30 protein-coding genes and 1 tRNA gene are annotated in these 17,287 nt (G+C 64.1%); 20 read left to right on the top strand and 11 right to left on the bottom strand.

All coding sequences use genetic code 11. The annotated features are described in order from the left end of the window. Nucleotides 1–11 precede the first annotated feature (11 nt). Nucleotides 12–1,073 (bottom strand): phage shock protein operon transcriptional activator, encoded by a 1,062-nt coding sequence (gene pspF / locus WFP39_RS06550; RefSeq protein WP_336918450.1) that lies wholly within the window; start codon nucleotides 1,071–1,073, stop codon nucleotides 12–14. Between the two features lie 165 nt (nucleotides 1,074–1,238). On the opposite strand from pspF, the gene WFP39_RS06555 reads away from it, so the two are divergent. Genes WFP39_RS06555 through WFP39_RS06605 form a run of 11 tightly spaced genes read left to right on the top strand, consistent with a single transcriptional unit; the run spans nucleotide 1,239 to nucleotide 5,339 of the window. After that, entirely contained in the window at nucleotides 1,239–1,415 is a 177-nt protein-coding gene (locus WFP39_RS06555) for a hypothetical protein (RefSeq protein WP_336918451.1), read from the top strand. Beyond that, nucleotides 1,412–2,266, top strand: a complete 855-nt coding sequence (gene pspA / locus WFP39_RS06560; protein WP_336918452.1) for a phage shock protein PspA — start codon at nucleotides 1,412–1,414, stop codon at nucleotides 2,264–2,266. Before WFP39_RS06555 ends, pspA begins: the two co-directional genes overlap by 4 nt. A 3-nt stretch (nucleotides 2,267–2,269) precedes the next feature. Then, nucleotides 2,270–2,566: an envelope stress response membrane protein PspB gene (gene pspB / locus WFP39_RS06565; protein ID WP_336918453.1), complete on the top strand. Its 297-nt coding sequence runs from the start codon at nucleotides 2,270–2,272 to the stop codon at nucleotides 2,564–2,566. Then, complete coding sequence (pspC, locus tag WFP39_RS06570; protein WP_336918454.1) at nucleotides 2,563–2,943, top strand: envelope stress response membrane protein PspC; 381 nt, start codon at nucleotides 2,563–2,565, stop codon at nucleotides 2,941–2,943. The genes pspB and pspC overlap by 4 nt, the downstream gene beginning before the upstream one ends. Before the next feature lie 29 nt (nucleotides 2,944–2,972). Beyond that, nucleotides 2,973–3,290, top strand: coding sequence for a hypothetical protein (locus tag WFP39_RS06575; protein WP_336918456.1), 318 nt, complete (start codon nucleotides 2,973–2,975; stop codon nucleotides 3,288–3,290). Beyond that, nucleotides 3,290–3,673, top strand: a complete 384-nt coding sequence (locus tag WFP39_RS06580) for a hypothetical protein (RefSeq protein ID WP_336918457.1) — start codon at nucleotides 3,290–3,292, stop codon at nucleotides 3,671–3,673. Before WFP39_RS06575 ends, WFP39_RS06580 begins: the two co-directional genes overlap by 1 nt. Further along, entirely contained in the window at nucleotides 3,673–3,999 is a 327-nt protein-coding gene (locus WFP39_RS06585; RefSeq protein ID WP_336918458.1) for a hypothetical protein, read from the top strand. Before WFP39_RS06580 ends, WFP39_RS06585 begins: the two co-directional genes overlap by 1 nt. Continuing rightward, nucleotides 3,996–4,256, top strand: a complete 261-nt coding sequence (locus tag WFP39_RS06590) for a hypothetical protein (protein ID WP_336918459.1) — start codon at nucleotides 3,996–3,998, stop codon at nucleotides 4,254–4,256. Before WFP39_RS06585 ends, WFP39_RS06590 begins: the two co-directional genes overlap by 4 nt. Nucleotides 4,257–4,267: 11 nt before the next feature. Continuing rightward, a complete protein-coding gene (locus WFP39_RS06595; protein ID WP_377923215.1) occupies nucleotides 4,268–4,519 on the top strand; it encodes a hypothetical protein in 252 nt (83 codons plus the stop codon). 56 nt (nucleotides 4,520–4,575) lie between these two features. Next, nucleotides 4,576–4,986 (top strand): SufE family protein, encoded by a 411-nt coding sequence (locus tag WFP39_RS06600; protein WP_336918461.1) that lies wholly within the window; start codon nucleotides 4,576–4,578, stop codon nucleotides 4,984–4,986. Between the two features lie 5 nt (nucleotides 4,987–4,991). After that, a complete protein-coding gene (locus tag WFP39_RS06605) occupies nucleotides 4,992–5,339 on the top strand; it encodes a YbaN family protein (RefSeq protein WP_336918463.1) in 348 nt (115 codons plus the stop codon). Nucleotides 5,340–5,348: 9 nt separating this feature from the next. On the opposite strand, the gene WFP39_RS06610 is transcribed toward WFP39_RS06605, so the two are convergent. Beyond that, a complete protein-coding gene (locus WFP39_RS06610) occupies nucleotides 5,349–5,870 on the bottom strand; it encodes a sterol desaturase family protein (protein ID WP_336918464.1) in 522 nt (173 codons plus the stop codon). 26 nt (nucleotides 5,871–5,896) lie between these two features. Beyond that, nucleotides 5,897–6,328: an acyl-CoA thioesterase gene (locus WFP39_RS06615; RefSeq protein WP_336918465.1), complete on the bottom strand. Its 432-nt coding sequence runs from the start codon at nucleotides 6,326–6,328 to the stop codon at nucleotides 5,897–5,899. A gap of 127 nt (nucleotides 6,329–6,455) precedes the next feature. Here WFP39_RS06615 and leuC point away from each other — a divergent pair, with 127 nt between their 5' ends. The 7 genes from leuC to WFP39_RS06650 all read left to right on the top strand — a co-directional run bounded on the left by leuC (nucleotide 6,456) and on the right by WFP39_RS06650 (nucleotide 10,422). Further along, the gene (leuC, locus tag WFP39_RS06620) at nucleotides 6,456–7,889 is read left to right on the top strand and encodes a 3-isopropylmalate dehydratase large subunit (protein WP_336918466.1); all 1,434 of its coding nucleotides are present in this window, start codon (nucleotides 6,456–6,458) and stop codon (nucleotides 7,887–7,889) included. 48 nt (nucleotides 7,890–7,937) lie between these two features. Beyond that, nucleotides 7,938–8,096: an isopropylmalate isomerase gene (locus WFP39_RS06625; RefSeq protein WP_336918468.1), complete on the top strand. Its 159-nt coding sequence runs from the start codon at nucleotides 7,938–7,940 to the stop codon at nucleotides 8,094–8,096. Continuing rightward, nucleotides 8,096–8,698, top strand: a complete 603-nt coding sequence (leuD, locus tag WFP39_RS06630; protein ID WP_336918469.1) for a 3-isopropylmalate dehydratase small subunit — start codon at nucleotides 8,096–8,098, stop codon at nucleotides 8,696–8,698. The genes WFP39_RS06625 and leuD overlap by 1 nt, the downstream gene beginning before the upstream one ends. Before the next feature lie 46 nt (nucleotides 8,699–8,744). Then, nucleotides 8,745–9,068, top strand: a complete 324-nt coding sequence (locus tag WFP39_RS06635; RefSeq protein ID WP_336918470.1) for a DUF1476 domain-containing protein — start codon at nucleotides 8,745–8,747, stop codon at nucleotides 9,066–9,068. 4 nt (nucleotides 9,069–9,072) lie between these two features. Next, nucleotides 9,073–9,306, top strand: coding sequence for a BolA family transcriptional regulator (locus WFP39_RS06640; RefSeq protein ID WP_336918471.1), 234 nt, complete (start codon nucleotides 9,073–9,075; stop codon nucleotides 9,304–9,306). Nucleotides 9,307–9,340: 34 nt separating this feature from the next. Then, nucleotides 9,341–9,670: a Grx4 family monothiol glutaredoxin gene (grxD, locus tag WFP39_RS06645; protein WP_336918472.1), complete on the top strand. Its 330-nt coding sequence runs from the start codon at nucleotides 9,341–9,343 to the stop codon at nucleotides 9,668–9,670. 137 nt (nucleotides 9,671–9,807) lie between these two features. Next, entirely contained in the window at nucleotides 9,808–10,422 is a 615-nt protein-coding gene (locus WFP39_RS06650) for an SOS response-associated peptidase (protein ID WP_336918473.1), read from the top strand. A gap of 239 nt (nucleotides 10,423–10,661) precedes the next feature. Here the strand turns inward: WFP39_RS06650 and WFP39_RS06655 are convergent. Beyond that, nucleotides 10,662–10,738 (bottom strand) — tRNA-Arg (locus tag WFP39_RS06655). A 59-nt stretch (nucleotides 10,739–10,797) separates the two neighbouring features. Between WFP39_RS06655 and WFP39_RS06660 the strand changes: the two genes are divergently transcribed. Next, nucleotides 10,798–11,547, top strand: a complete 750-nt coding sequence (locus WFP39_RS06660; protein WP_336918475.1) for a queuosine precursor transporter — start codon at nucleotides 10,798–10,800, stop codon at nucleotides 11,545–11,547. 7 nt (nucleotides 11,548–11,554) lie between these two features. On the opposite strand, the gene WFP39_RS06665 is transcribed toward WFP39_RS06660, so the two are convergent. Together WFP39_RS06665 and WFP39_RS06670 are read right to left on the bottom strand one after the other, a co-directional pair. Continuing rightward, on the bottom strand, nucleotides 11,555–11,788 hold the full coding sequence (locus tag WFP39_RS06665; protein ID WP_336918477.1) for a PspC domain-containing protein: 234 nt from the start codon (nucleotides 11,786–11,788) through the stop codon (nucleotides 11,555–11,557). Then, on the bottom strand, nucleotides 11,785–11,913 hold the full coding sequence (locus tag WFP39_RS06670; RefSeq protein ID WP_336918479.1) for a hypothetical protein: 129 nt from the start codon (nucleotides 11,911–11,913) through the stop codon (nucleotides 11,785–11,787). The genes WFP39_RS06665 and WFP39_RS06670 overlap by 4 nt, the downstream gene beginning before the upstream one ends. 224 nt (nucleotides 11,914–12,137) lie before the next feature. Between WFP39_RS06670 and recF the strand changes: the two genes are divergently transcribed. Next, on the top strand, nucleotides 12,138–13,223 hold the full coding sequence (gene recF / locus WFP39_RS06675) for a DNA replication/repair protein RecF (RefSeq protein ID WP_336918481.1): 1,086 nt from the start codon (nucleotides 12,138–12,140) through the stop codon (nucleotides 13,221–13,223). Nucleotide 13,224: 1 nt separating this feature from the next. Here the strand turns inward: recF and fliS are convergent, their stop codons facing one another. Genes fliS through WFP39_RS06700 form a run of 5 tightly spaced genes read right to left on the bottom strand, consistent with a single transcriptional unit; the run spans nucleotide 13,225 to nucleotide 17,287 of the window. Continuing rightward, on the bottom strand, nucleotides 13,225–13,593 hold the full coding sequence (gene fliS, locus WFP39_RS06680) for a flagellar export chaperone FliS (RefSeq protein ID WP_336918483.1): 369 nt from the start codon (nucleotides 13,591–13,593) through the stop codon (nucleotides 13,225–13,227). Between the two features lie 13 nt (nucleotides 13,594–13,606). Then, on the bottom strand, nucleotides 13,607–15,055 hold the full coding sequence (gene fliD, locus WFP39_RS06685) for a flagellar filament capping protein FliD (protein WP_336918486.1): 1,449 nt from the start codon (nucleotides 15,053–15,055) through the stop codon (nucleotides 13,607–13,609). Between the two features lie 30 nt (nucleotides 15,056–15,085). Then, nucleotides 15,086–16,222: an EscU/YscU/HrcU family type III secretion system export apparatus switch protein gene (locus WFP39_RS06690; protein ID WP_336918488.1), complete on the bottom strand. Its 1,137-nt coding sequence runs from the start codon at nucleotides 16,220–16,222 to the stop codon at nucleotides 15,086–15,088. Between the two features lie 10 nt (nucleotides 16,223–16,232). Then, nucleotides 16,233–17,015 (bottom strand): flagellar biosynthetic protein FliR, encoded by a 783-nt coding sequence (gene fliR, locus WFP39_RS06695; protein ID WP_336918489.1) that lies wholly within the window; start codon nucleotides 17,013–17,015, stop codon nucleotides 16,233–16,235. Then, nucleotides 17,012–17,287, bottom strand: coding sequence for a flagellar biosynthetic protein FliQ (locus WFP39_RS06700; protein ID WP_336918490.1), 276 nt, complete (start codon nucleotides 17,285–17,287; stop codon nucleotides 17,012–17,014). Before WFP39_RS06700 ends, fliR begins: the two co-directional genes overlap by 4 nt.

A 17,287-nucleotide genomic window follows, 5' to 3' on the forward strand; every position in this document is an offset into this window, starting at 1 on the left:
TTTGGTAGCGGTCAGTCGGGCGGATTGCCGGTGATGCCGTGCTTCTTCAGGCAATGGCGCAGCTGGTCATAGGTGAGGCCCAGCGCTGCCGCGGTCTGGCGCTGGTTCCAGCGATGGCGGCCCAGCGCCTGTTCCACGATGGCCTTTTCATGCGCGTCCACCGCCGCGCGCAGATCACTGACCTGCGATAAATCGGGCGGGGCCATGGATGTGGCGGAAGGCGCAGGCAGCGCTGCGCGGACAAGCGATGCGGCAGAGGCGGGAGCGGGAGCGGCAGCGGGCATCAGTCCCACTGGCTTCCACGGACTGTCGAACGGGTCGAACTGGATATGCCCCACAGGCTCGCCCCAATTCTCCCAACGGTAGATCGCGCGTTCCACCACATTGCGCAATTCGCGCACATTGCCGGGCCACGGGTATTCCTCCATCGCGCGGGCAATATGCGGGGCAAAGCCGGGCCATTCCTGCCAGCCCAGTTCCGCCGCCATGCGCCGCCCGAAATAATCGGCCAGCACTGCGATATCCCCCTCGCGCACGCGCAAGGGAGGGAGGGTGATGACTTCGAAACTCAGCCGGTCGAGCAGATCGGGGCGAAAGCGGCCCTCCCGCGCCAGCCGCGGCAGATCCTCGTTCGTGGCGGCGACGATGCGCACATCGACACGGATCGGGCGGGACGAGCCGATGCGCGTCACCTCGCCATATTCGACCGCCCGCAGCAACCTCTCCTGCGCGCCCATCGACAGGGTGGCGAGTTCATCGAGGAACAGCGTGCCGCCATTCGCTTCCTCGAACCGGCCTTCGCGCGCGCGGGTCGCGCCGGTAAAGGCGCCCGCCTCGTGGCCGAACAGTTCCGCCTCGATCAGCGTTTCGGGCAGTGCCGCGCAATTGAGCGTGACCAGCGGTTCCTCCCACCGGTCGGACAGGCGGTGGAGGCGTTCGGCGATCAGTTCCTTGCCCGTGCCGCGTTCGCCAATCACCAGCACCGGGCGGAGCAGCGGCGCGGCGCGGCTGGCGCGCTCCACCGCGTCGAGAAACGCGCCCGACTGGCCAATGAATTGATTGCCCCGCTCCATTACCAAGGAATAGCAAATTTGCCCAAGGCTTGGCAATAATTCCCAACTTGCTGTCCGCAATTTGAGCCAGGAATGGCGGATTTCTGGGCTTTCCTGCATTTGGCACAGGCGTTGCAAATCATCCGTCAATACCGGCACGCGCCGCAATTTCAGGGGAATTGAACCATGTCGAACAACAGCTTCTTCGCCAGCAAACTGGGCCTCAGCGCGCTGGTCAGCGTGGCCGCGATGGTGGCGTTCAACCTCTTCGCCGTGGCGCAGGCGAGCACCGCTTCCTCGTCCTTCGCCAACCCACTCGGCAGCGCACCTGCCGCGCTGGTGCAGATGGCAGAACTGGCGTGAACGACAAGCCAGGCACCGCGCTGACACCCATCGAGCAGGGGCAGGCCGCTCCCTCGCGGCTTGAACGCGAGATCGAACGGCTGCGCAGCGGTGCAACACGGCTTCCCACACCCACTCGCAATTCGCTATCCGCTGGCTATTCCACTTCCACAGGAGCTGCCTTGATGGGCATTTTTTCCCGCACGCGTGACATTATCGCTGCCAATTTCAACGAATTGCTCGATTCCTCCGATGACCCGGCAAAGATGATCCGCATGATCATCCTGGAAATGGAGGAAACGCTGGTGGAAGTGCGCGCATCCGCCGCGCGCACGATTGCCGATCAGAAGGAAATGCACCGCCACGCAGCCAAGCTGGACAAGCTGCAGCACGATTGGGCGGACAAGGCGCAGCTTGCCTTGTCCAAGGGGCGCGAAGATCTGGCGCGCGCCGCACTGGTGGAAAAGCGGCGCGCGGGCGACATGGCCGAGCAGTTGAAGGCCGAGATTGCGGTGCTCGAAGACGCGCTGCGCGCCTACGAGGCCGACATTCACAAGCTGCAAAGCCGCCTGCGCGAAGCCCGCAGCCGCCAGAGCCAGATCGCCGCGCGCCTCGAAAGCGCGGAAAACCGCTTCAAGCTGCGCAGCCTGATGACAAACGAACGCGTGGACGAGGCGCTGGCCCGGTTCGACCAGCTCGAACGCCGCGTCGATTATGCCGAAGGCCGCGCCGATGCGATCGGGATGCAGGGGGGCAAGCCCACGCTGGCGGACGAATTCGCCGCTCTCGAAGGCACCGACAAGGTCGACGAGGAGCTGGAGGAAATGAAGCGCGCCCTGGGGATGGGCAATGACGGGAAACGGGGGGAATAAGTCATGGAACCGCTGATCGGAATTCTTGCGGTCTTCATCGGACTGCCGTGGATCGTCCTCCACTACATGACCAAATGGAAGACCGCCGCCAGCATCACCACCGATGACGAGGCGCTGCTGGAAGAACTGTATCAACTCGCCAAGCGGCTGGATGAACGGATGGATACAGTCGAACGCCTGGTCGCCAGCGATCACGCCGATTTCAAGCCTGCGCGGGTCATCCCCGATCTGGAAAGCGATAATCTGAAGCTGCGCGAGCTGGAAATGATGCTGGCCGAAAAGAGAAGGGAACGCCGGTGAACACGCCGCACACCACGCTTTACCGCGACAAGGCCAATGGCAAGATTGCCGGGGTCTGCGCAGGCATCGCCGACTACACCGGGATCAACGTGTTCTGGGTGCGGTTGGGGCTGATCGTCTCGCTGTTCCTGCCGCTGTCGGCGATCACCGTGCCCGGTTATATCGCCGCCTGGTTCCTGCTGCAGAAGAAGCCGCCCTATCTCTACCGCGACGAGGGTGAGCAGAAATACTGGCAGCGCGTGCGGCAAAGCCCGAAACGCACCGCGCGCGAAATCCGCGCCCAGTTCCGCACCATCGACCGCCGCCTGGCCGAGGTGGAAAGCTTTTACGTGAACAGCAATCCGCGCCTTTCCGACGAGATCGAGAAGCTGCGCTAACACCAATTCCCAAGAGGGGGGAACCGAATATGGAAGGAAGTCTGGCCCTGCTGATCCCGATCCTGGCGCTGTCGATCCCGCTTATGGCGATCTGGAGCAAGCACCAGCAACGGCTCGCCGAAATGCGATTGCAAAGCACTGCCACCGACACCGCCGAACGCGCCGCGCAATATGCCAGCCAGGTCGCCGCGCTGGAGGAACGCGTGCGGGTGCTGGAACGCATCGTTACCGACAGCGGCTATAATGTCTCGGCCCAGATCGAGGCGCTGCGCGACACCCGCCATGTGGAAGACGATCACGGCGTGCCGCTGGCACTGGACAAGGCCCCCAGCAAGGAGCGCGCGTGATGGACCCCAATCTGGCCGAAATCCTGGATTACGTCCCACTGATTGTCAGCGGCGTGGTCATCATATCGCTGGCGGGCATTCTCGCCTCGTGGAATTCCACCCGGATGAAGATCAAGAACGGCTATCCGCTCGAAGGGATGTGGGGCCAGTCGCTGAAGCCCGGCATGACCAGCGAGGCGCAGCAGCGCGTGACCCTGCTCACCCAGGAAAACGCCGCCTTGCGCGCCGAACTCGGCAGCCTGAAAGACCGGCTCGCCAATGTGGAACGCATTGTCACCGATGGCGGGTTCCACCTGACGCAGCAAATTGAAAGCCTCCGCGACAGCGCGCCTCTGGCGGGCCTTTCCCGCGAAAAGGTGCACGACCGGGAAGGGATCATCTGATGGACGCTGGCATCGCCTTTCTCTTCTGCTTCATCATCGTGATCACGGCGATCGTGATGGGCACGGTGAAGGAAGTGACCAAGCGCGCGATCGCGCTGAAAGAAAAGCAGATCGAGGCGCAGAAGGCCGTCTCGGCACCGGCGCTGGCAAGCGATGTGGCTGCCCGGCTGGACAAGATGGAGCAACGCCTGCGCGTGCTGGAGCGCATCGCCACCGATGGCGGGACTGATACCGGCGCCGCGCTGGCACGGGAAATCGATGCCTTGCGTGCGCAGCAAGAGGAAGCCCACGGCGTTCCGCTGAACCTTAAGGAAAAGGTGCAATGAGTTTCTGGACCTTCGTTTTTCTTGTGGTGATTGCGGGCATGGCATTTGAACTGGTCAAGCAGCGCAATCTGGCGCGCATGGGCCATGTCGAGGATGCGGATGGCAAGCTGCACAAGGCAGTCTCCGCCCGCGACGCGGAGCTGCAGGCCGAGGTAACAGCCCTGCGCGAACGGGTGAAGGTGCTGGAACGCATCGTTACCGACGAGCGCGAGGCACAACGCCTCTCCTCTGAAATCGAGAAGCTGCGCGACGAATAGGAAGTGAGGGAATGATGAGCGAAGAATTGCTGTTGGCCAGTGCTTCTCTGCTGGTTCCTCTGCTGGGCCTGACGATCCTGGCCGCCGCAGTGCTGAAAGGGTGGCAGGGTTGGCTGGCGCTGAAGGAGCGCGAACTGGAACGCCGGCTCTCGCCCGCCAATACCGAGAGCGGAACAAGCGAAGGAATGCAGCGGATCGAGATTGCCGATCTGAAAGAACGTATCCGCAAGCTGGAAGCGATTGCCAGCGGCGTGGATCTCTAGGCCCCGCTGTTTGGACAGGGTGGATTTGCGGGCGGCAGGCGTTTAACGCAGCAGCCATGCGCAGCCTGACCGACATATTCGACGAATACGATTTCCTCGACGGCGATGAACGCTACCGCCTGCTGATCGAACTGGGCCGCGAGCTGGAGGAAATGCCCGCGCCGCTCAAGACCGACGCCACGCTGGTACGCGGCTGTTCGGCGCAGGTCTGGGTCTATCCCACGGGCGATGCGGACAAGCTGCACTTTCTGGCCGACAGCAATGCCGCGATTACCAAGGGCATTGTGGCGCTGGTGATCGCGGCGGTGCAGGACAGGCCGGCGGCCGAAGTGGCGGCAATGGATGTGGCGGGCGCGCTCGCGCCTTTCGACCTCAAGAACCAGCTCTCCAGCAACCGCACGCAAGGGGTGCCCAACATGATCGCGCTGGTGAAAGAGCACGCCGCGCGCATCGCAGCGGCAGCCTGATCGCCTTGCGCCCGCTCTGGTCAAGTGCGGGGCTGCTGTTTGTCGGTTTGGGCGCTTTGGGTGCCTTTCTGCCCCTCTTGCCGACCGTTCCTTTCCTGCTGCTGGCAGCGTTCTGCTTTGCCCGCGGCAACCCGGCGTGGGAGGCGCGGCTGCTCGCCCATCCGCGCTGGGGGCCGCCCTTGCTCGATTGGCGCGAACGCCGGGCGATTTCGCGCCGGGCCAAGATATCCGCGCTGATCGCGATGGGCATGGGCGTGGTGCTGACCGGGCTGACCGCCGGTTTTCCGTGGTGGCTGGTCACGCTGGGCGTAGTCAGCGTAACGGGGAGCTGGATCTGGACGCGGCCGGAATAAGTCCGCGTTTCAAGCCCCCGCGCTGTCGCGCACCACGGCAATCCCTGCCTCGCGCTGGCGCTTCAATTCGGCCTTCAGCCTGGCCGGGTCGCGCGCAAAGACGAAGCCGAAGCTGACCCCGCCTTCCTTGCCGATGGTGGCATGGTGCAGTTTGTGCGCCTGCACCAACCGCTTGGCATAGCCGCTCTTGGGCACCCAGCGGAAATAGCGTTGATGCACCAGCCCGTCATGGATCAGCGTGTAGATGAGGCCGTAGACAAGGATGCCAAGCCCGATCCATGTGCCCGGCCACCAGGCTGAAGCACCCATGACGAGCGGGCTGCCCACGGCAAACATCGAAATGCTCATCACCGCGCCGACCACGCCGTAAAGATCGTTCTTTTCGAGGCGCTTGTCATGCGGCTCGTGATGGTCGCGGTGCCAGCCCCACCCCCACCCGTGCATGATGTATTTATGGCTCGCCCAGGCGACCCATTCCATCGCCAGCACGCTGGCAAGCACGATCAGAATGGCAAGAACGGTATCGGACATGGGCGTTGCTATAGGCCCGAACCGCGTCAGGCGGAAGTCTCGCCTTTGGCCCTATCTCCCGCGATTATGCCGAAATACTTCTCCGCGATCTCGCGGCTGATCCGCGCCGGCCGCAGCGTGGCCGAATCAAGGCAGCACCACATGGATTGCACTTCGGCCAGAACCTCGCCCCCACGCTCGATCACGGTGTTGTAGAACGACCGCGCGCCCGCCACCTTTTCCAGCACGGTGCGCGCGATCACATCATCGCCCAGAAAGGCGGGCTTGCGGTAGGTAATCTCGTGTTTCAGCGCCACCCAGGCGTGCGCCGCCGCCGTTTCCGCCGGGGCAAAGCGGTGCCAGTGCGCCAGCACCACGTCCTGCACCCAATTGAGGTAACGGGCATTGTTCACATGACCCATGAAATCGATATCTTCAGGGACAATGCGGATGGGAATCGCGTGGGCGTTTGCTGACATGCGTGTCAATTAGTGCATCCGCATGACAATTCCAAGGCGCGCAGTGCGCTTATTTTGCCTGCGCAAAGAATTCCTTGATCCACCCCGCTTGCAGGGCATGGCCCACAGGCGCTAACGGGCCTGCATCATGGCATCCAAACCGCGCACCCTTTACGAAAAGATCTGGGACAGCCACGTCATCGAGCAGCGTCCCGATGGCACCAGCCTGATCTTCATCGACCGCCACCTCGTGCACGAGGTCACCAGCCCGCAGGCGTTCGAGGCGCTGCGCCTTGCCGGGCGCAAGGTGCGCCGGCCCGAACTGACGCTGGCGGTGCCCGATCACAATTTGCCGACCACTCCGCGCGTCGATGCGCAGGGAAATCGCGTGCCGATTGCCGACAGCGAAAGCCGCCAGCAACTGGAAGCGCTTGAGCGCAACGCGCCCGCATTCGGCATCCGCTATTTCAGCGCCACGGCCGCGCAGCAGGGCATCGTCCACGTGGTCGGCCCGGAACAGGGTTTCTCGCTTCCCGGCACCACGATTGTCTGCGGCGACAGCCACACCGCCTGCCATGGCGGCGTGGGCGCGCTCGCCTTTGGCATCGGCACATCGGAAGTGGAGCATGTGCTCGCCACGCAGACGCTGCAATTGCGGCAGAGCAAGACGATGGAAGTGCGCGTCGAAGGCGACCTCAAGCCGGGCGTGACCTCCAAGGATCTGATCTTGCACATCATCGGCACCATCGGCACCGCCGGGGGCACCGGCCATGTGATCGAATATCGCGGCCGCGTGTTCGAACAGATGAGCATCGAAGGCCGCCTGACGGTCTGCAATATGAGCATTGAGGGCGGCGCGCGCGCCGGCCTGATCGCGCCCGACGAGACGACCTTTGCCTATCTGAAAGGCCGCCCCTTCGCCCCGCAAGGCGCGGATTGGGAGGCGGCGGTTGCCTATTGGCGCACCCTGCACACCGATGAAGGCGCAACCTTTGACAAGAGCGTGGTCATCAACGCCGCCGATGTCGAACCCACCGTCACCTGGGGCACCAGCCCGGAGGACACGGTGGCGATCGGCGGCGTGGTGCCCGATCCGGAAAGCTTTGCCGATCCGTCCAAGCAGCGCGCGGCGCGCGCCAGCCTCGAATATATGGGGCTCACCCCCGGACAGCGCATGGACGAGATCGAGGTGCAAAACATCTTCATCGGTTCGTGCACCAACAGCCGGATCGAAGACCTGCGCGCCGCCGCCGCAGTGTTGCGCGGCCGCAAGAAGCATCCCAATATCAAATGGGGTATCGTGGTGCCCGGATCAGGTCTGGTGAAGATGCAGGCCGAAGCCGAGGGGCTGGACAAGGTGTTTATCGATGCGGGCCTGGAATGGCGCGAACCGGGTTGTTCGGCCTGTCTTGGCATGAACCCGGACAAGGTGCCTGCGGGCGAACGCTGCGCATCAACTTCCAACCGCAATTTCGTGGGCCGACAGGGGCCGGGCGCACGCACGCATCTGGTATCTCCCGCAATGGCCGCTGCTGCCGCTGTTACCGGCAAGCTGACCGATGTGCGCGAGCTGGTGAAATAGGCTGATCGGCCGCTTGTCCCCGTCCTTGCAAGAGACCACATTGCCATCATGACAGACGAAACCAAGAAAAAGCTGATTGCCGCCGGTGCCGCCATCGGTTCTGCCGCCGTGGCCGCTGCGCTGCTTTACGCCAGCAAGCGCCGCAAGAAGCCGGACAATGCCGGGCCTGGCCCCATCCCCTCTGGCGAAAATCCGGAGACCGATTGATGGAACCGGTCAGCAAGGTCGAAGGCCGCGCCTACCCGTTCGGCATGAAGAATGTCGATACCGACATCATCATCCCCGCGCATTACCTGAAAACGGTGACGCGCGACGGGCTTGGCAAGGGCGCGTTCGAGGCGCTGCGCAAGGACCCGGCCAATGTGTTCGACGATCCGCGCCATGCGGGTGCGCCGATCATCGTGGCGGGCGACAATTTCGGCTGCGGCTCCAGCCGCGAACACGCCGCATGGGCGCTGCTCGACATGGGTGTAAAGGCGGTGATCGCGCCCAGTTTCTCTGATATTTTCGCCGGCAACGCTTTCAAGAACGGAATCCTGACCGTGGCTCTGCCGCAGGAAGCAATCGACCGGCTGATGGAAGTGGCCGAAACCGATCCCATCAGCATCGACCTGGAAAGCCAGAGCGTGACAACGCCGTTTCAGGATCGCTGGACGTTCGAAATCGACCCTTTCCGCAAGCATTGCCTGATGGAGGGGCTGGACGAGGTGGGCCTGACGCTGAAGAGCGAGGCCGCCATCGCTGCTTACGAAGCTCGCCTTGCCTTAAGTCAGCCATGGGTTGCCAACGGAACCGGGCTTGCCGCCTGACCGGCCACGCAGTAGTTTCGCCACATCCCGCACACGAGGAACTCCGATGACCAATTTCAACGACCGCGAGCGCGCCGAAGAAGCCAAATTCGCGCTGGACGAAGACACTGCCTTCCGCGTCGCCGCGCGCCGCAACCGCCTGCTGGGTGAATGGGCCGCAGGCCTGATGGGTCTGACCGCAGAGGAAACCGACGCTTATCGCAAAGCGGTGGTGCAGGCCGATTTCGAGGAAGCGGGCGACGAGGACGTGATCCGCAAGGTGCTGGGCGATCTGATTGCCGCTGGGCAAGAGGTGGATGAAGCCACCGTGCGCGCGATGCTCGATGAAAAGGCAGTGGAAGCGCGCCGCCAGCTGATGAGCGAGTCCTGATCCCATGCCGATGGCCGCCGCCGATATCGAGGCGATGATCAAGGCCGCCTTGCCCGATGCAGTGGTGGAGATGACCGCGCTGGTCGATGATGGCGACCATTGGCGCGCCCATGTCACCAGCGCCGCCTTTGCCGGCAAGACGCGCGTGGCGCAGCACAAGATGGTCTATGACGCGCTGGGCGGGCGCATGGGCGGCGTGCTGCATGCCTTGCAACTGTCTACCGCCGTTCCCAAGTGACATGCAGCAAGCACTCAAACCTTCGGTGGGATCCATGTCCGACGTCAAGCAACGCATTACCGATATCGTGACCGGCAACGATGTTGTCCTGTTCATGAAAGGCACGCCGCTGTTTCCGCAATGCGGTTTTTCCAACAAGGCGGTCGCCATTCTCGACCACTGCAATGTCGCGTTTGAAAGCGTGGACGTATTGCAGGACATGGAAATCCGCCAGGGCATCAAGGCCTTTTCCGATTGGCCGACCATCCCGCAGCTCTATGTGAAGGGCGAATTCATCGGTGGCAGCGACATCATGATGGAAATGTACGAGGCCGGGGAATTGCAGGCCCTGTTCGACGAAAAGCAGGTGGCAAAAGCGGGCTGATCCGGCTTCTGCCCAACGGGCCGCCAGGCCCGCAAGCGCGAACGCGCGCCCGCAGCGAAGGCCAGTTGGCTGGCCGAAAGCGAGGATAGCCAAGCAAGCCGGATGGCCTGCGCCGGCACTTGAGGCGGGACAAGCAAATGTGCAATCTGTACCGGATGACAAAGCCCGCTGCGGAAGTGGCGGGCTTCTTTGCGGATATCGCCGCCGAACTGCGCGTGATCCCCGGCAATGTGCCCGAACAGGTTTATCCCGGCTATCCGGGGCTGGTGCTGGCGCAAGGCACGGTACGACCCATGGCGTGGGGCTTTCCGCTCAGCCTGACGGGGGCCAAGGGCCAGAAGCTGAAGCCCAAACCTGTCAACAATGCCCGCAGTGACAAGCTGGGCAGCCCCTTCTGGGCAGCCAGTTTCCGGGATCGGCGCTGCCTTGTCCCCGTGTCCGCCTTTGCCGAGGCTGAAGGGCCCAAAGGGGGCAAGACGCGCATCTGGTTCAGCCTGCCCGATGCCCCCTTGATGGCAATTGGGGGCCTGTGGCGGCCAAGCGCGGAATGGGGCGATTGTTTCACCATGGTAATGACAAAGGCAAGCCCAGCCGTCTCCTTCCTGCATGACCGGATGCCGGTGATCCTGCGCCGCGCCGATTGGCGCGCATGGCTGGACGGATCGCCGCAGGAGGCTCTGGCGCTCTGCCGGCCCTATGCGGGCCACCTTGCGGTGGATCACACGGGCGAACCGTGGGCGGGCAAACGCTGATCTGCGGGGGGAAAGCGGGCTTCGGGGAGGCGGGACCGGGAGACTATCGGTTCCAGGGGTTGGACCAGTGTGCGGCCCCGCCTCAGTCGAAGACCAGACTATGCCAGATACTCTGCACATACCGTGCCAGTTTGCGGAATTGGCAGATTGGCGCGGAAGACGATGGTTGGCGAAAGGTTAAGGTGCGAGGCCGCTGTCAAGAATGCCGACAGGTGCGGCGAAGCGCGGGAGAGTGATATTGGCGCGCCCGGCAGGATTCGAACCTGCAACTCCAAGCTTAGAAGGCTCGTGCTCTATCCAGTTGAACTACGGGCGCGCGCTGCCCCGCCCTTTAGCGGGGTTTGCGGCGCGCGCAAATCGCGTTAGTCAGCAGCGATGGGGCAAAATCCGCAATCGATCACCGGGCAGGGCGTAACGCGGCGCCAGTTCCGCTATTTCGATATCGTGATGGCCGCCTTTGTGGCGATCCTGCTGCTGTCGAACGTGATCGGCGCGGGCAAGGTGGCGGTGGTGGATGTGCCAGTGCTGGGCTTGTGGGCCTTTGGCGCAGGCATCCTGTTCTTCCCCGTCTCCTATGTCATCGGGGACATTCTGACCGAGGTTTACGGATACGCCCATGCGCGGCGCTGCATCTGGGTGGGGTTCGCCGCGCTGATCTTCATGGCCTTCATGGCGACCGTGGTGGTCGCGCTGCCGCCGGCAGACAATTGGGGCGGGCAGGACGCTTACGAGCAGGTGTTCGGCCAGGTGCCGCGCATCGTGATGGCATCGATCATCGCCTTCTGGGCGGGCGAATTCGTCAATTCCTATGTGCTGGCGCGGATGAAGGTATGGACGCAGGGCCGCTATCTGTGGACGCGCACGATTGGGTCAACCGTGGTGGGCCAGGGGGTGGACAGCGCGCTGTTCTACCCCATCGCCTTCCTTGGTGCGGCGGGGTGGACGACCGATCTGGTGATTACGGTCGCGCTGACGCAATGGGGGCTGAAAACCGCGTGGGAAGTGCTGCTGACGCCGGTCACCTACAAGGTGGTCGGCTTCCTGAAGGCGCGCGAGGGGGTCGATGTCTTCGATACCGACACCGATTTCTCCCCCTTCGCCCGTTCAGATCGTGGGGATGCATGACAGAGGATTACTCTGCCAGTGCGCCCACGAACCAGATCACCAGATAGACCAGGATCAGACTGCCTAGCCCCGCAACGGTGCCGATGACAAAGCCAAGCCGCACCAGCAGCGGATCGGTGCCCAGCCAGTTGGCGATGCCAGCGCACACCCCGCCGAGCTTTGCATTCTGGCGATCGAGCGCAAGTTTGCGCGATGCAAGGCGGACATCCTGATTGCCCGGCTGGTTGTTCATCGCGGTCATGCCAGCACTCCTGAAACCGCCTGCATTTCCGGCGTAGCGAAATAGCTCACCAGGATCGCCAGCGACATGGAAACGGCGCCAAGGGCGGCGGCGGCGCGGTGGAAGATGCTCTTTTCGTTCGACATTGTATTTTCCCTTCCTGCTTGCCGGACGCGGTGTGCGTCCGATGCAAGGGTAACTGCAGGGGCCGTGCCAATTCGCGAAAATGGCGGAATTCTGCCAATTCTGTTCAGCCGAGCGAAAGCTTAGCCGTCCCCTCAAGCTGATTATTGGTTTTTTTCACCAAGGTTTGGGAATGTGATTTTTCGTAGAATTGCCGCGGCCGCTGGCCTAGTCCACGACGCGGACAATGGCGCTCGACCGGATCACCCTTTCCACCTTTCGCAACCATGCCGCCACGCGGCTGGACGGGGCAGCGCATTTCAACCTTCTGGTGGGGGAAAATGGCGCGGGCAAAACCAATGTGCTCGAAGCGCTGTCTCTGCTGGCACCTGGGCGTGGCCTGCGCCGCGCGCCGCTGGCCGAGATGGCGGGGCAGAGTGGCGGCGGCACTTTCGCCATCAGTGCCACACTGCGCACCGGCGATGACGCCACGGTGCAACTCGGCACCGGAACGCAGCCTGACGCGCCGGCCCGCCGCGTAGTGCAGATCAACGGCGCAGGCGCCAGCGCGCTGGCACTGGGCGAATGGCTGGCGATCGGCTGGCTGACCCCGGCAATGGACCGCCTGTTTGCCGACACGGCATCGGCACGGCGGCGCTATCTTGACAGGCTGGCCGTGGCGCTGGACCCGACCCATGCCCGCCATGCCAGCCAGTATGAGGCGGCCCTGCGCGAACGCAATCGCCTGCTGGCCGATGCGGCAGAACCCGATCCGGTCTGGCTCGATTCCATCGAGGCGCAGATGGCCGAAGGCGGCGCGGCACTGGCTGCCGGGCGCGAGGGCGTGATCGCGGCGCTGTCTGCCGCGCTGGCAGACCTGCCCGACGAACCTTTTGCCCGGCCAGACCTGACCTATGTGGCAGGAGGCGGCACCAGTGCCGACGCCCTGCGCGCAGAATGGCGGCGCGGGCGCGGGCGCGACCGGGCTGCGGGGCGCACGTTGACCGGGCCGCACCGGGACGAGCTGAACGTTCAGATGGCCGCCAAATCCATGCCGGCGGCGCAATGTTCCACTGGCGAGCAGAAGGCGATGCTGATCGCCATCACGCTCGCCCACGCAGGCCTTGCCGCAGGCGGCAGGCCGGGCGTGCTGCTGCTTGACGAGGTTGCCGCGCATCTCGATCCGCTGCGCCGTGCTGCCTTGTTCGAGAGGCTGCGCGCAGGCGGCAGCCAGGTCTGGCTGACCGGCACCGAAACCGCGCCCTTTGCCGATATTCTGGACGAGGCGGCGGTGTGGCAGGTGGCAGGCGGAACGGTGGAGCGGGTCGCGTAGATCAGCCGTTCATCGCCGCGCCAATTTCGCGCAGATCGGCGCGCACGCGCGATATCGCGGCGGCATCGAAACGGAACCGGCAGGCGGTGACGGTGGCGGACATCGCTTCATACAGCGTCAGCAAAGCTGGCCCCACCGGATTGGTGCGATCCACCCCCAGGCGCAGCGCACCCAGCCCGCTTTGCGCACGCGCCAACCCATTGCGGCGAATATCCTCGCGCCCGTTGTCATGCGCCCAGATCGCCTGCCCCAGCGCCGCATCGACATCGGCCAGGCACAGCCGCACCAGATCCAGCCCGCTGGACCCGGCGACGCGCGCGTCGAAATCGACGCGGCGATAGGCTTCGGCGGGGTTGGCGGTTTTCAACATGGCGATTTGCCCCTTAATTGCGCGGCGCGTTCCACGCGGCGATCTGGTTCTTCAGGAAGGCGAGCGTCGATTGCGAGGCGGCCACATTGCGGTCGCTGCTGGTGAAGGTTTTCACCAATTGCTCGCGCAGCTTTTCCTGCTGCTCGGCAATCTTGCCCAGCCGCTCGGTAATCTGTTCCTGTTGCCGTGTGTAACGTTCGACCGATCCGCCCAGCGATCCGGGATTGGTGCGCAAGGTGACACTGCGCGCCATGCTGTCCACCGTGGCGAACACGCCAAACAGGCCGGTGGTGAACATGGCTGAGGCACCCGCCGGGCTGTTCGCCAGCGTTTCGCGCAGGCGCACGGCATCGAGCCGGAAATTGCCCTCGCGCGTGGTGGCAAGGCCAAGATCGGCCAGCGTGCGCGGATCGCCGTCAGCCGCATTGGGCATGACCACCTGCGTCGTCAGCCCGGCCAGCGCGCGTTTCAGCGCACGGGCGCCTGCATCATTGCCCAGTTCGCCGCTGCGCGGATTGGCCAGTTCGTTGAGCGAGGCGGTGATGTCGTTCAGCGCCGCGACGAAATCGCCCATCATCGCGGTGATCGCCTGCGTCTTGTCGGCAAAGCCGATCTGCGCGGGCGCCCCCGCATTGGTACCGGTGAGTTGCAGCACGAGGCCGCCGGGCAGATTGCTTACCTTGTTGCTGGCGCTGGTCATCGCCACGCCATCGAACAGGAAAGCGGCGTCCTGCGCCGCTGCCTTGCGCTGTCCGCTGTCGCTGGCAGGCGACCAGGCGAGGTAATCGATCTGGCCCGCGACTGGGGGGGTCACGCCATCGCTGGCGCTGGCACCTGCTGCCTCGATCACAAAGCCATTCGCCGCCCCGTCCTGCCCCTTCACCACCAGCCGCGTGCCGCCCGCGCCTTGCGCGACATAGGCGGTGAGGCCGCTGCCCGACTGGGTGATCTTGCGCGCCACATCGGCCAGCGTATCGGTGTCGGTCACATCGATGGTAACAGGCGCACGGGCTGTATCCTCGGCAAAGCTGGATGCGCCTGCCGTGCCGAAACGGATCGTCAACTGCCCCTCACCCACCGGCGCAGTGTTCGCGGCATAGCCGTTGCTGGCCAGCGTCTGGGCCGAGGCAAGCGCGGTGACTTCGAGCGAATAGCTGCCCCGCCCCGGTGAACCGGGCAGGAGCGAAATCTGCGCCACCGCCGGATTGGACAGCGTTGGGCTGGGCGACAGATCGCCGGTGCGGATCCGGTCGCCCAAGGCGCTGGCAAGATTGGTAATCTGGCGGCGCAAGGTCGAAGCGGCGGAAATCCGCGCCTCCAGTGCCTGGCTTCGACTTTGCAACTGGCCCTTTTGCGACAGGAAGCGCGCTTCGGCGAGGTCCGTCGCCAGCTTGATCATGTCGACCCCGCTGCCACCACCAAGCGTGGTAATGATGCTGGATGTGCTGCTGGTGCTGGTCATAACGGCAAGAACGGTTGGCGTGGCACGGCTTTAACCCCGCGCCTGCGGCCGCCCTTCGGCGTCGAAACGCAATTCCAGCGGCACGGTAATGGAGGGACGCACCGGCGCTTCACCGCGTTTGAGCGACATGACGAAGGCCAGCACGCTGGCGATGGCGGAATACAGTTCGGCGCGGATCATCTGGTTTTCGCGCGTGGTGAAATAGACCGCGCGGGCAAGCGTAGGGTATTCAAGCAGCGGCACACCGTATTCCGCCGCCAATTCGCGCATCGCCAGCGCCTTTTCCCCGCGCCCCTTGGCCAGCACATAGGGCGCAGCCGCCACCGCCGGGTCATACGCCATCGCGACCGAGAAATGTGTGGGGTTGGTCAGCACGAATTGCGCCTCGCGCACCGCGCCGGCCACCCCGCCCTTGGCAATGTCGCGCTGGCGCTGGCGAATGGCGGCCTTCTTTTCCGGGCTGCCTTCCATTTCCTTGTATTCGTCGCGCATTTCTTGGGCAGTCATTTTCAGCTTGGAGATGCGCAGCAGATGCTGGATCGGCCAGTCGATGGCTGCGATGACTGCAAGCCCGGCGGAGAGAAGCAGCAGAAGATTGGCGGTCGCGTCCCAGGCAGCGGAAAGCTGCCCGGTCAGTTCGCCGCGCCCCAGCGCCATCAGCGCGGCCAGATTGGCGCTGCCCCAATACCAGGCGACGCCGCCCAGCAGCGACAGCTTGGCCAGGCTCTTGCCCAGTTCGATCAGCCCCTGTGGCCCGAACATTCGGCCCAGCCCTGCCAGCGGGTTGATGCGGCTGGCCTTGGGCAAGGCGTTGCCGGCGACGAACTTCCCCTCGCCATAGGCAAGCTGCGCGGTGAAGACGACCACGATCACCAGCACGCCGAGCGACAGGATCGGCGGCAACAGCGCCCAGACAGTGTCGGCGACCAGCCGTTCGGGCCTGAAATCCTCCAGCGCGCCCCGGTCGAATGTCAGCGCGGTGGTGGCGCGCCCTTCCACTGCGGTGAGCAGCCATGGCCCTGCCACTTTGAGCCACAGCGCACCTGCCAGCATCGATACGGCAGTCGCCACTTCGCGGCTGCGCAGGACATTGCCCTTTTTCGCCGCATCCCGCAGACGCTTTTCGGTGGGGGCGAAACTCTTTTCGCCAGCAGGTTGCTCGCTCACGCCCGATACCTCACGGCTGCACCGCCAGTCCGGCCTGCTCGATGGCGGCTTCGGCCAGCGTCACGAAATGATCGGTCAAGAGCGGCACCGCGGCAATCAGCGCGGCCAACCCCGCCAGCACGCCTGCAGGCAAGCCCAGCGCAAACAGGTTGAGCGACGGGGCCGAACGGCTGATCACGCCGGTCACGATCTGCACCAGCAGCAGCACCAGCGTGACCGGCAGGGCAATCGCCACCGCGGTCGCCAGCGCTTGGCTGGCAAAGCTCGCCACCAGCCAGCCGCGTTCACCCACATTCCAATCTGCGCCCGGCGGGAACAGATTATAGCTTTCCACCACCAGCCGCAGCCACAGCAGATGCCCGCCCAGCGCCAGGAACACCAATGTCAGCATGATCGCAAACACCTGCCCCAGCGCGCCCGATTGCCCGCCGCTGTTGGGATCAACCGCGGTCGCCATCGCCATGCCCATCGTGCCCGAAATCTGTTCCGCCGCGATCAGCGGCACGGCAAAGGAGAGTTGCAGCACAAAGCCCAGCGTGAAGCCGATTACCGCCTCGGTCAGCAGGGCGAGGATCGTCTCGATCGCCAGCATATCCGCCGGCACCTGCACCGGCAGCCAGTTCATCACGAACACGCCAACCGCGCCCGCAATAACGATACGCACTTCCACCGGCACGCTGCGCGCACCGAACAGCGGAGCCGCCATCAGCGCGGCGCCAATGCGCACCATCAGAAAGATCAGCACCCACAGCTGATCCTCGATTGCGCCAATGCCGAAATCGGGCAGTGTCACTGGGCCGAAAGCCCCGCGATCTGGGCGAATATCTCGCGCGCGAAATCGCCGATCAGGCCGAACATGGCCGCACCGAAGAACACCAGAACTGCCGCCACCACGGCCAGCTTGGGCACAAAGGTCAGCGTCTGTTCGTTGACCGATGTTGCCGCCTGAATCACGCCCACCAGCAGGCCAATGGCCAGTGCGGCAAGCAGGATGGGCGCGGCGACCAGCGCGGTCGTCCACAGCATCCGGTCGAACAGGGCAAACAGCGAAGCGCCGTCATCCAT

Source organism: Alteraurantiacibacter lauratis, from assembly GCF_037154155.1.
Classification (GTDB): Bacteria; Pseudomonadota; Alphaproteobacteria; order Sphingomonadales; family Sphingomonadaceae; genus Alteraurantiacibacter; species Alteraurantiacibacter lauratis.

What these genes read in the sequence shown, in the direction of transcription:
- fliD (WP_336918486.1), bottom strand. Translation starts at nt 15,055, where the DNA reads ATGACCAGCACCAGCAGCACATCCAGCATCATTACCACGCTTGGTGGT.
- fliS (WP_336918483.1), bottom strand. Translation starts at nt 13,593, where the DNA reads ATGTTGAAAACCGCCAACCCCGCCGAAGCCTATCGCCGCGTCGATTTC.
- WFP39_RS06590 (WP_336918459.1), top strand. Translation starts at nt 3,996, where the DNA reads ATGAGTTTCTGGACCTTCGTTTTTCTTGTGGTGATTGCGGGCATGGCA.
- WFP39_RS06650 (WP_336918473.1), top strand. Translation starts at nt 9,808, where the DNA reads ATGTGCAATCTGTACCGGATGACAAAGCCCGCTGCGGAAGTGGCGGGC.
- recF (WP_336918481.1), top strand. Translation starts at nt 12,138, where the DNA reads ATGGCGCTCGACCGGATCACCCTTTCCACCTTTCGCAACCATGCCGCC.
- WFP39_RS06575 (WP_336918456.1), top strand. Translation starts at nt 2,973, where the DNA reads ATGGAAGGAAGTCTGGCCCTGCTGATCCCGATCCTGGCGCTGTCGATC.
- leuD (WP_336918469.1), top strand. Translation starts at nt 8,096, where the DNA reads ATGGAACCGGTCAGCAAGGTCGAAGGCCGCGCCTACCCGTTCGGCATG.
- WFP39_RS06625 (WP_336918468.1), top strand. Translation starts at nt 7,938, where the DNA reads ATGACAGACGAAACCAAGAAAAAGCTGATTGCCGCCGGTGCCGCCATC.
- WFP39_RS06615 (WP_336918465.1), bottom strand. Translation starts at nt 6,328, where the DNA reads ATGTCAGCAAACGCCCACGCGATTCCCATCCGCATTGTCCCTGAAGAT.
- pspB (WP_336918453.1), top strand. Translation starts at nt 2,270, where the DNA reads ATGGAACCGCTGATCGGAATTCTTGCGGTCTTCATCGGACTGCCGTGG.
- grxD (WP_336918472.1), top strand. Translation starts at nt 9,341, where the DNA reads ATGTCCGACGTCAAGCAACGCATTACCGATATCGTGACCGGCAACGAT.
- WFP39_RS06700 (WP_336918490.1), bottom strand. Translation starts at nt 17,287, where the DNA reads ATGGATGACGGCGCTTCGCTGTTTGCCCTGTTCGACCGGATGCTGTGG.
- WFP39_RS06665 (WP_336918477.1), bottom strand. Translation starts at nt 11,788, where the DNA reads ATGACCGCGATGAACAACCAGCCGGGCAATCAGGATGTCCGCCTTGCA.
- WFP39_RS06670 (WP_336918479.1), bottom strand. Translation starts at nt 11,913, where the DNA reads ATGTCGAACGAAAAGAGCATCTTCCACCGCGCCGCCGCCGCCCTTGGC.
- pspF (WP_336918450.1), bottom strand. Translation starts at nt 1,073, where the DNA reads ATGGAGCGGGGCAATCAATTCATTGGCCAGTCGGGCGCGTTTCTCGAC.
- WFP39_RS06635 (WP_336918470.1), top strand. Translation starts at nt 8,745, where the DNA reads ATGACCAATTTCAACGACCGCGAGCGCGCCGAAGAAGCCAAATTCGCG.
- WFP39_RS06580 (WP_336918457.1), top strand. Translation starts at nt 3,290, where the DNA reads ATGGACCCCAATCTGGCCGAAATCCTGGATTACGTCCCACTGATTGTC.
- WFP39_RS06600 (WP_336918461.1), top strand. Translation starts at nt 4,576, where the DNA reads ATGCGCAGCCTGACCGACATATTCGACGAATACGATTTCCTCGACGGC.
- WFP39_RS06640 (WP_336918471.1), top strand. Translation starts at nt 9,073, where the DNA reads ATGCCGATGGCCGCCGCCGATATCGAGGCGATGATCAAGGCCGCCTTG.
- leuC (WP_336918466.1), top strand. Translation starts at nt 6,456, where the DNA reads ATGGCATCCAAACCGCGCACCCTTTACGAAAAGATCTGGGACAGCCAC.
- WFP39_RS06585 (WP_336918458.1), top strand. Translation starts at nt 3,673, where the DNA reads ATGGACGCTGGCATCGCCTTTCTCTTCTGCTTCATCATCGTGATCACG.
- WFP39_RS06555 (WP_336918451.1), top strand. Translation starts at nt 1,239, where the DNA reads ATGTCGAACAACAGCTTCTTCGCCAGCAAACTGGGCCTCAGCGCGCTG.
- WFP39_RS06595 (WP_377923215.1), top strand. Translation starts at nt 4,268, where the DNA reads ATGATGAGCGAAGAATTGCTGTTGGCCAGTGCTTCTCTGCTGGTTCCT.
- WFP39_RS06660 (WP_336918475.1), top strand. Translation starts at nt 10,798, where the DNA reads ATGGGGCAAAATCCGCAATCGATCACCGGGCAGGGCGTAACGCGGCGC.
- WFP39_RS06610 (WP_336918464.1), bottom strand. Translation starts at nt 5,870, where the DNA reads ATGTCCGATACCGTTCTTGCCATTCTGATCGTGCTTGCCAGCGTGCTG.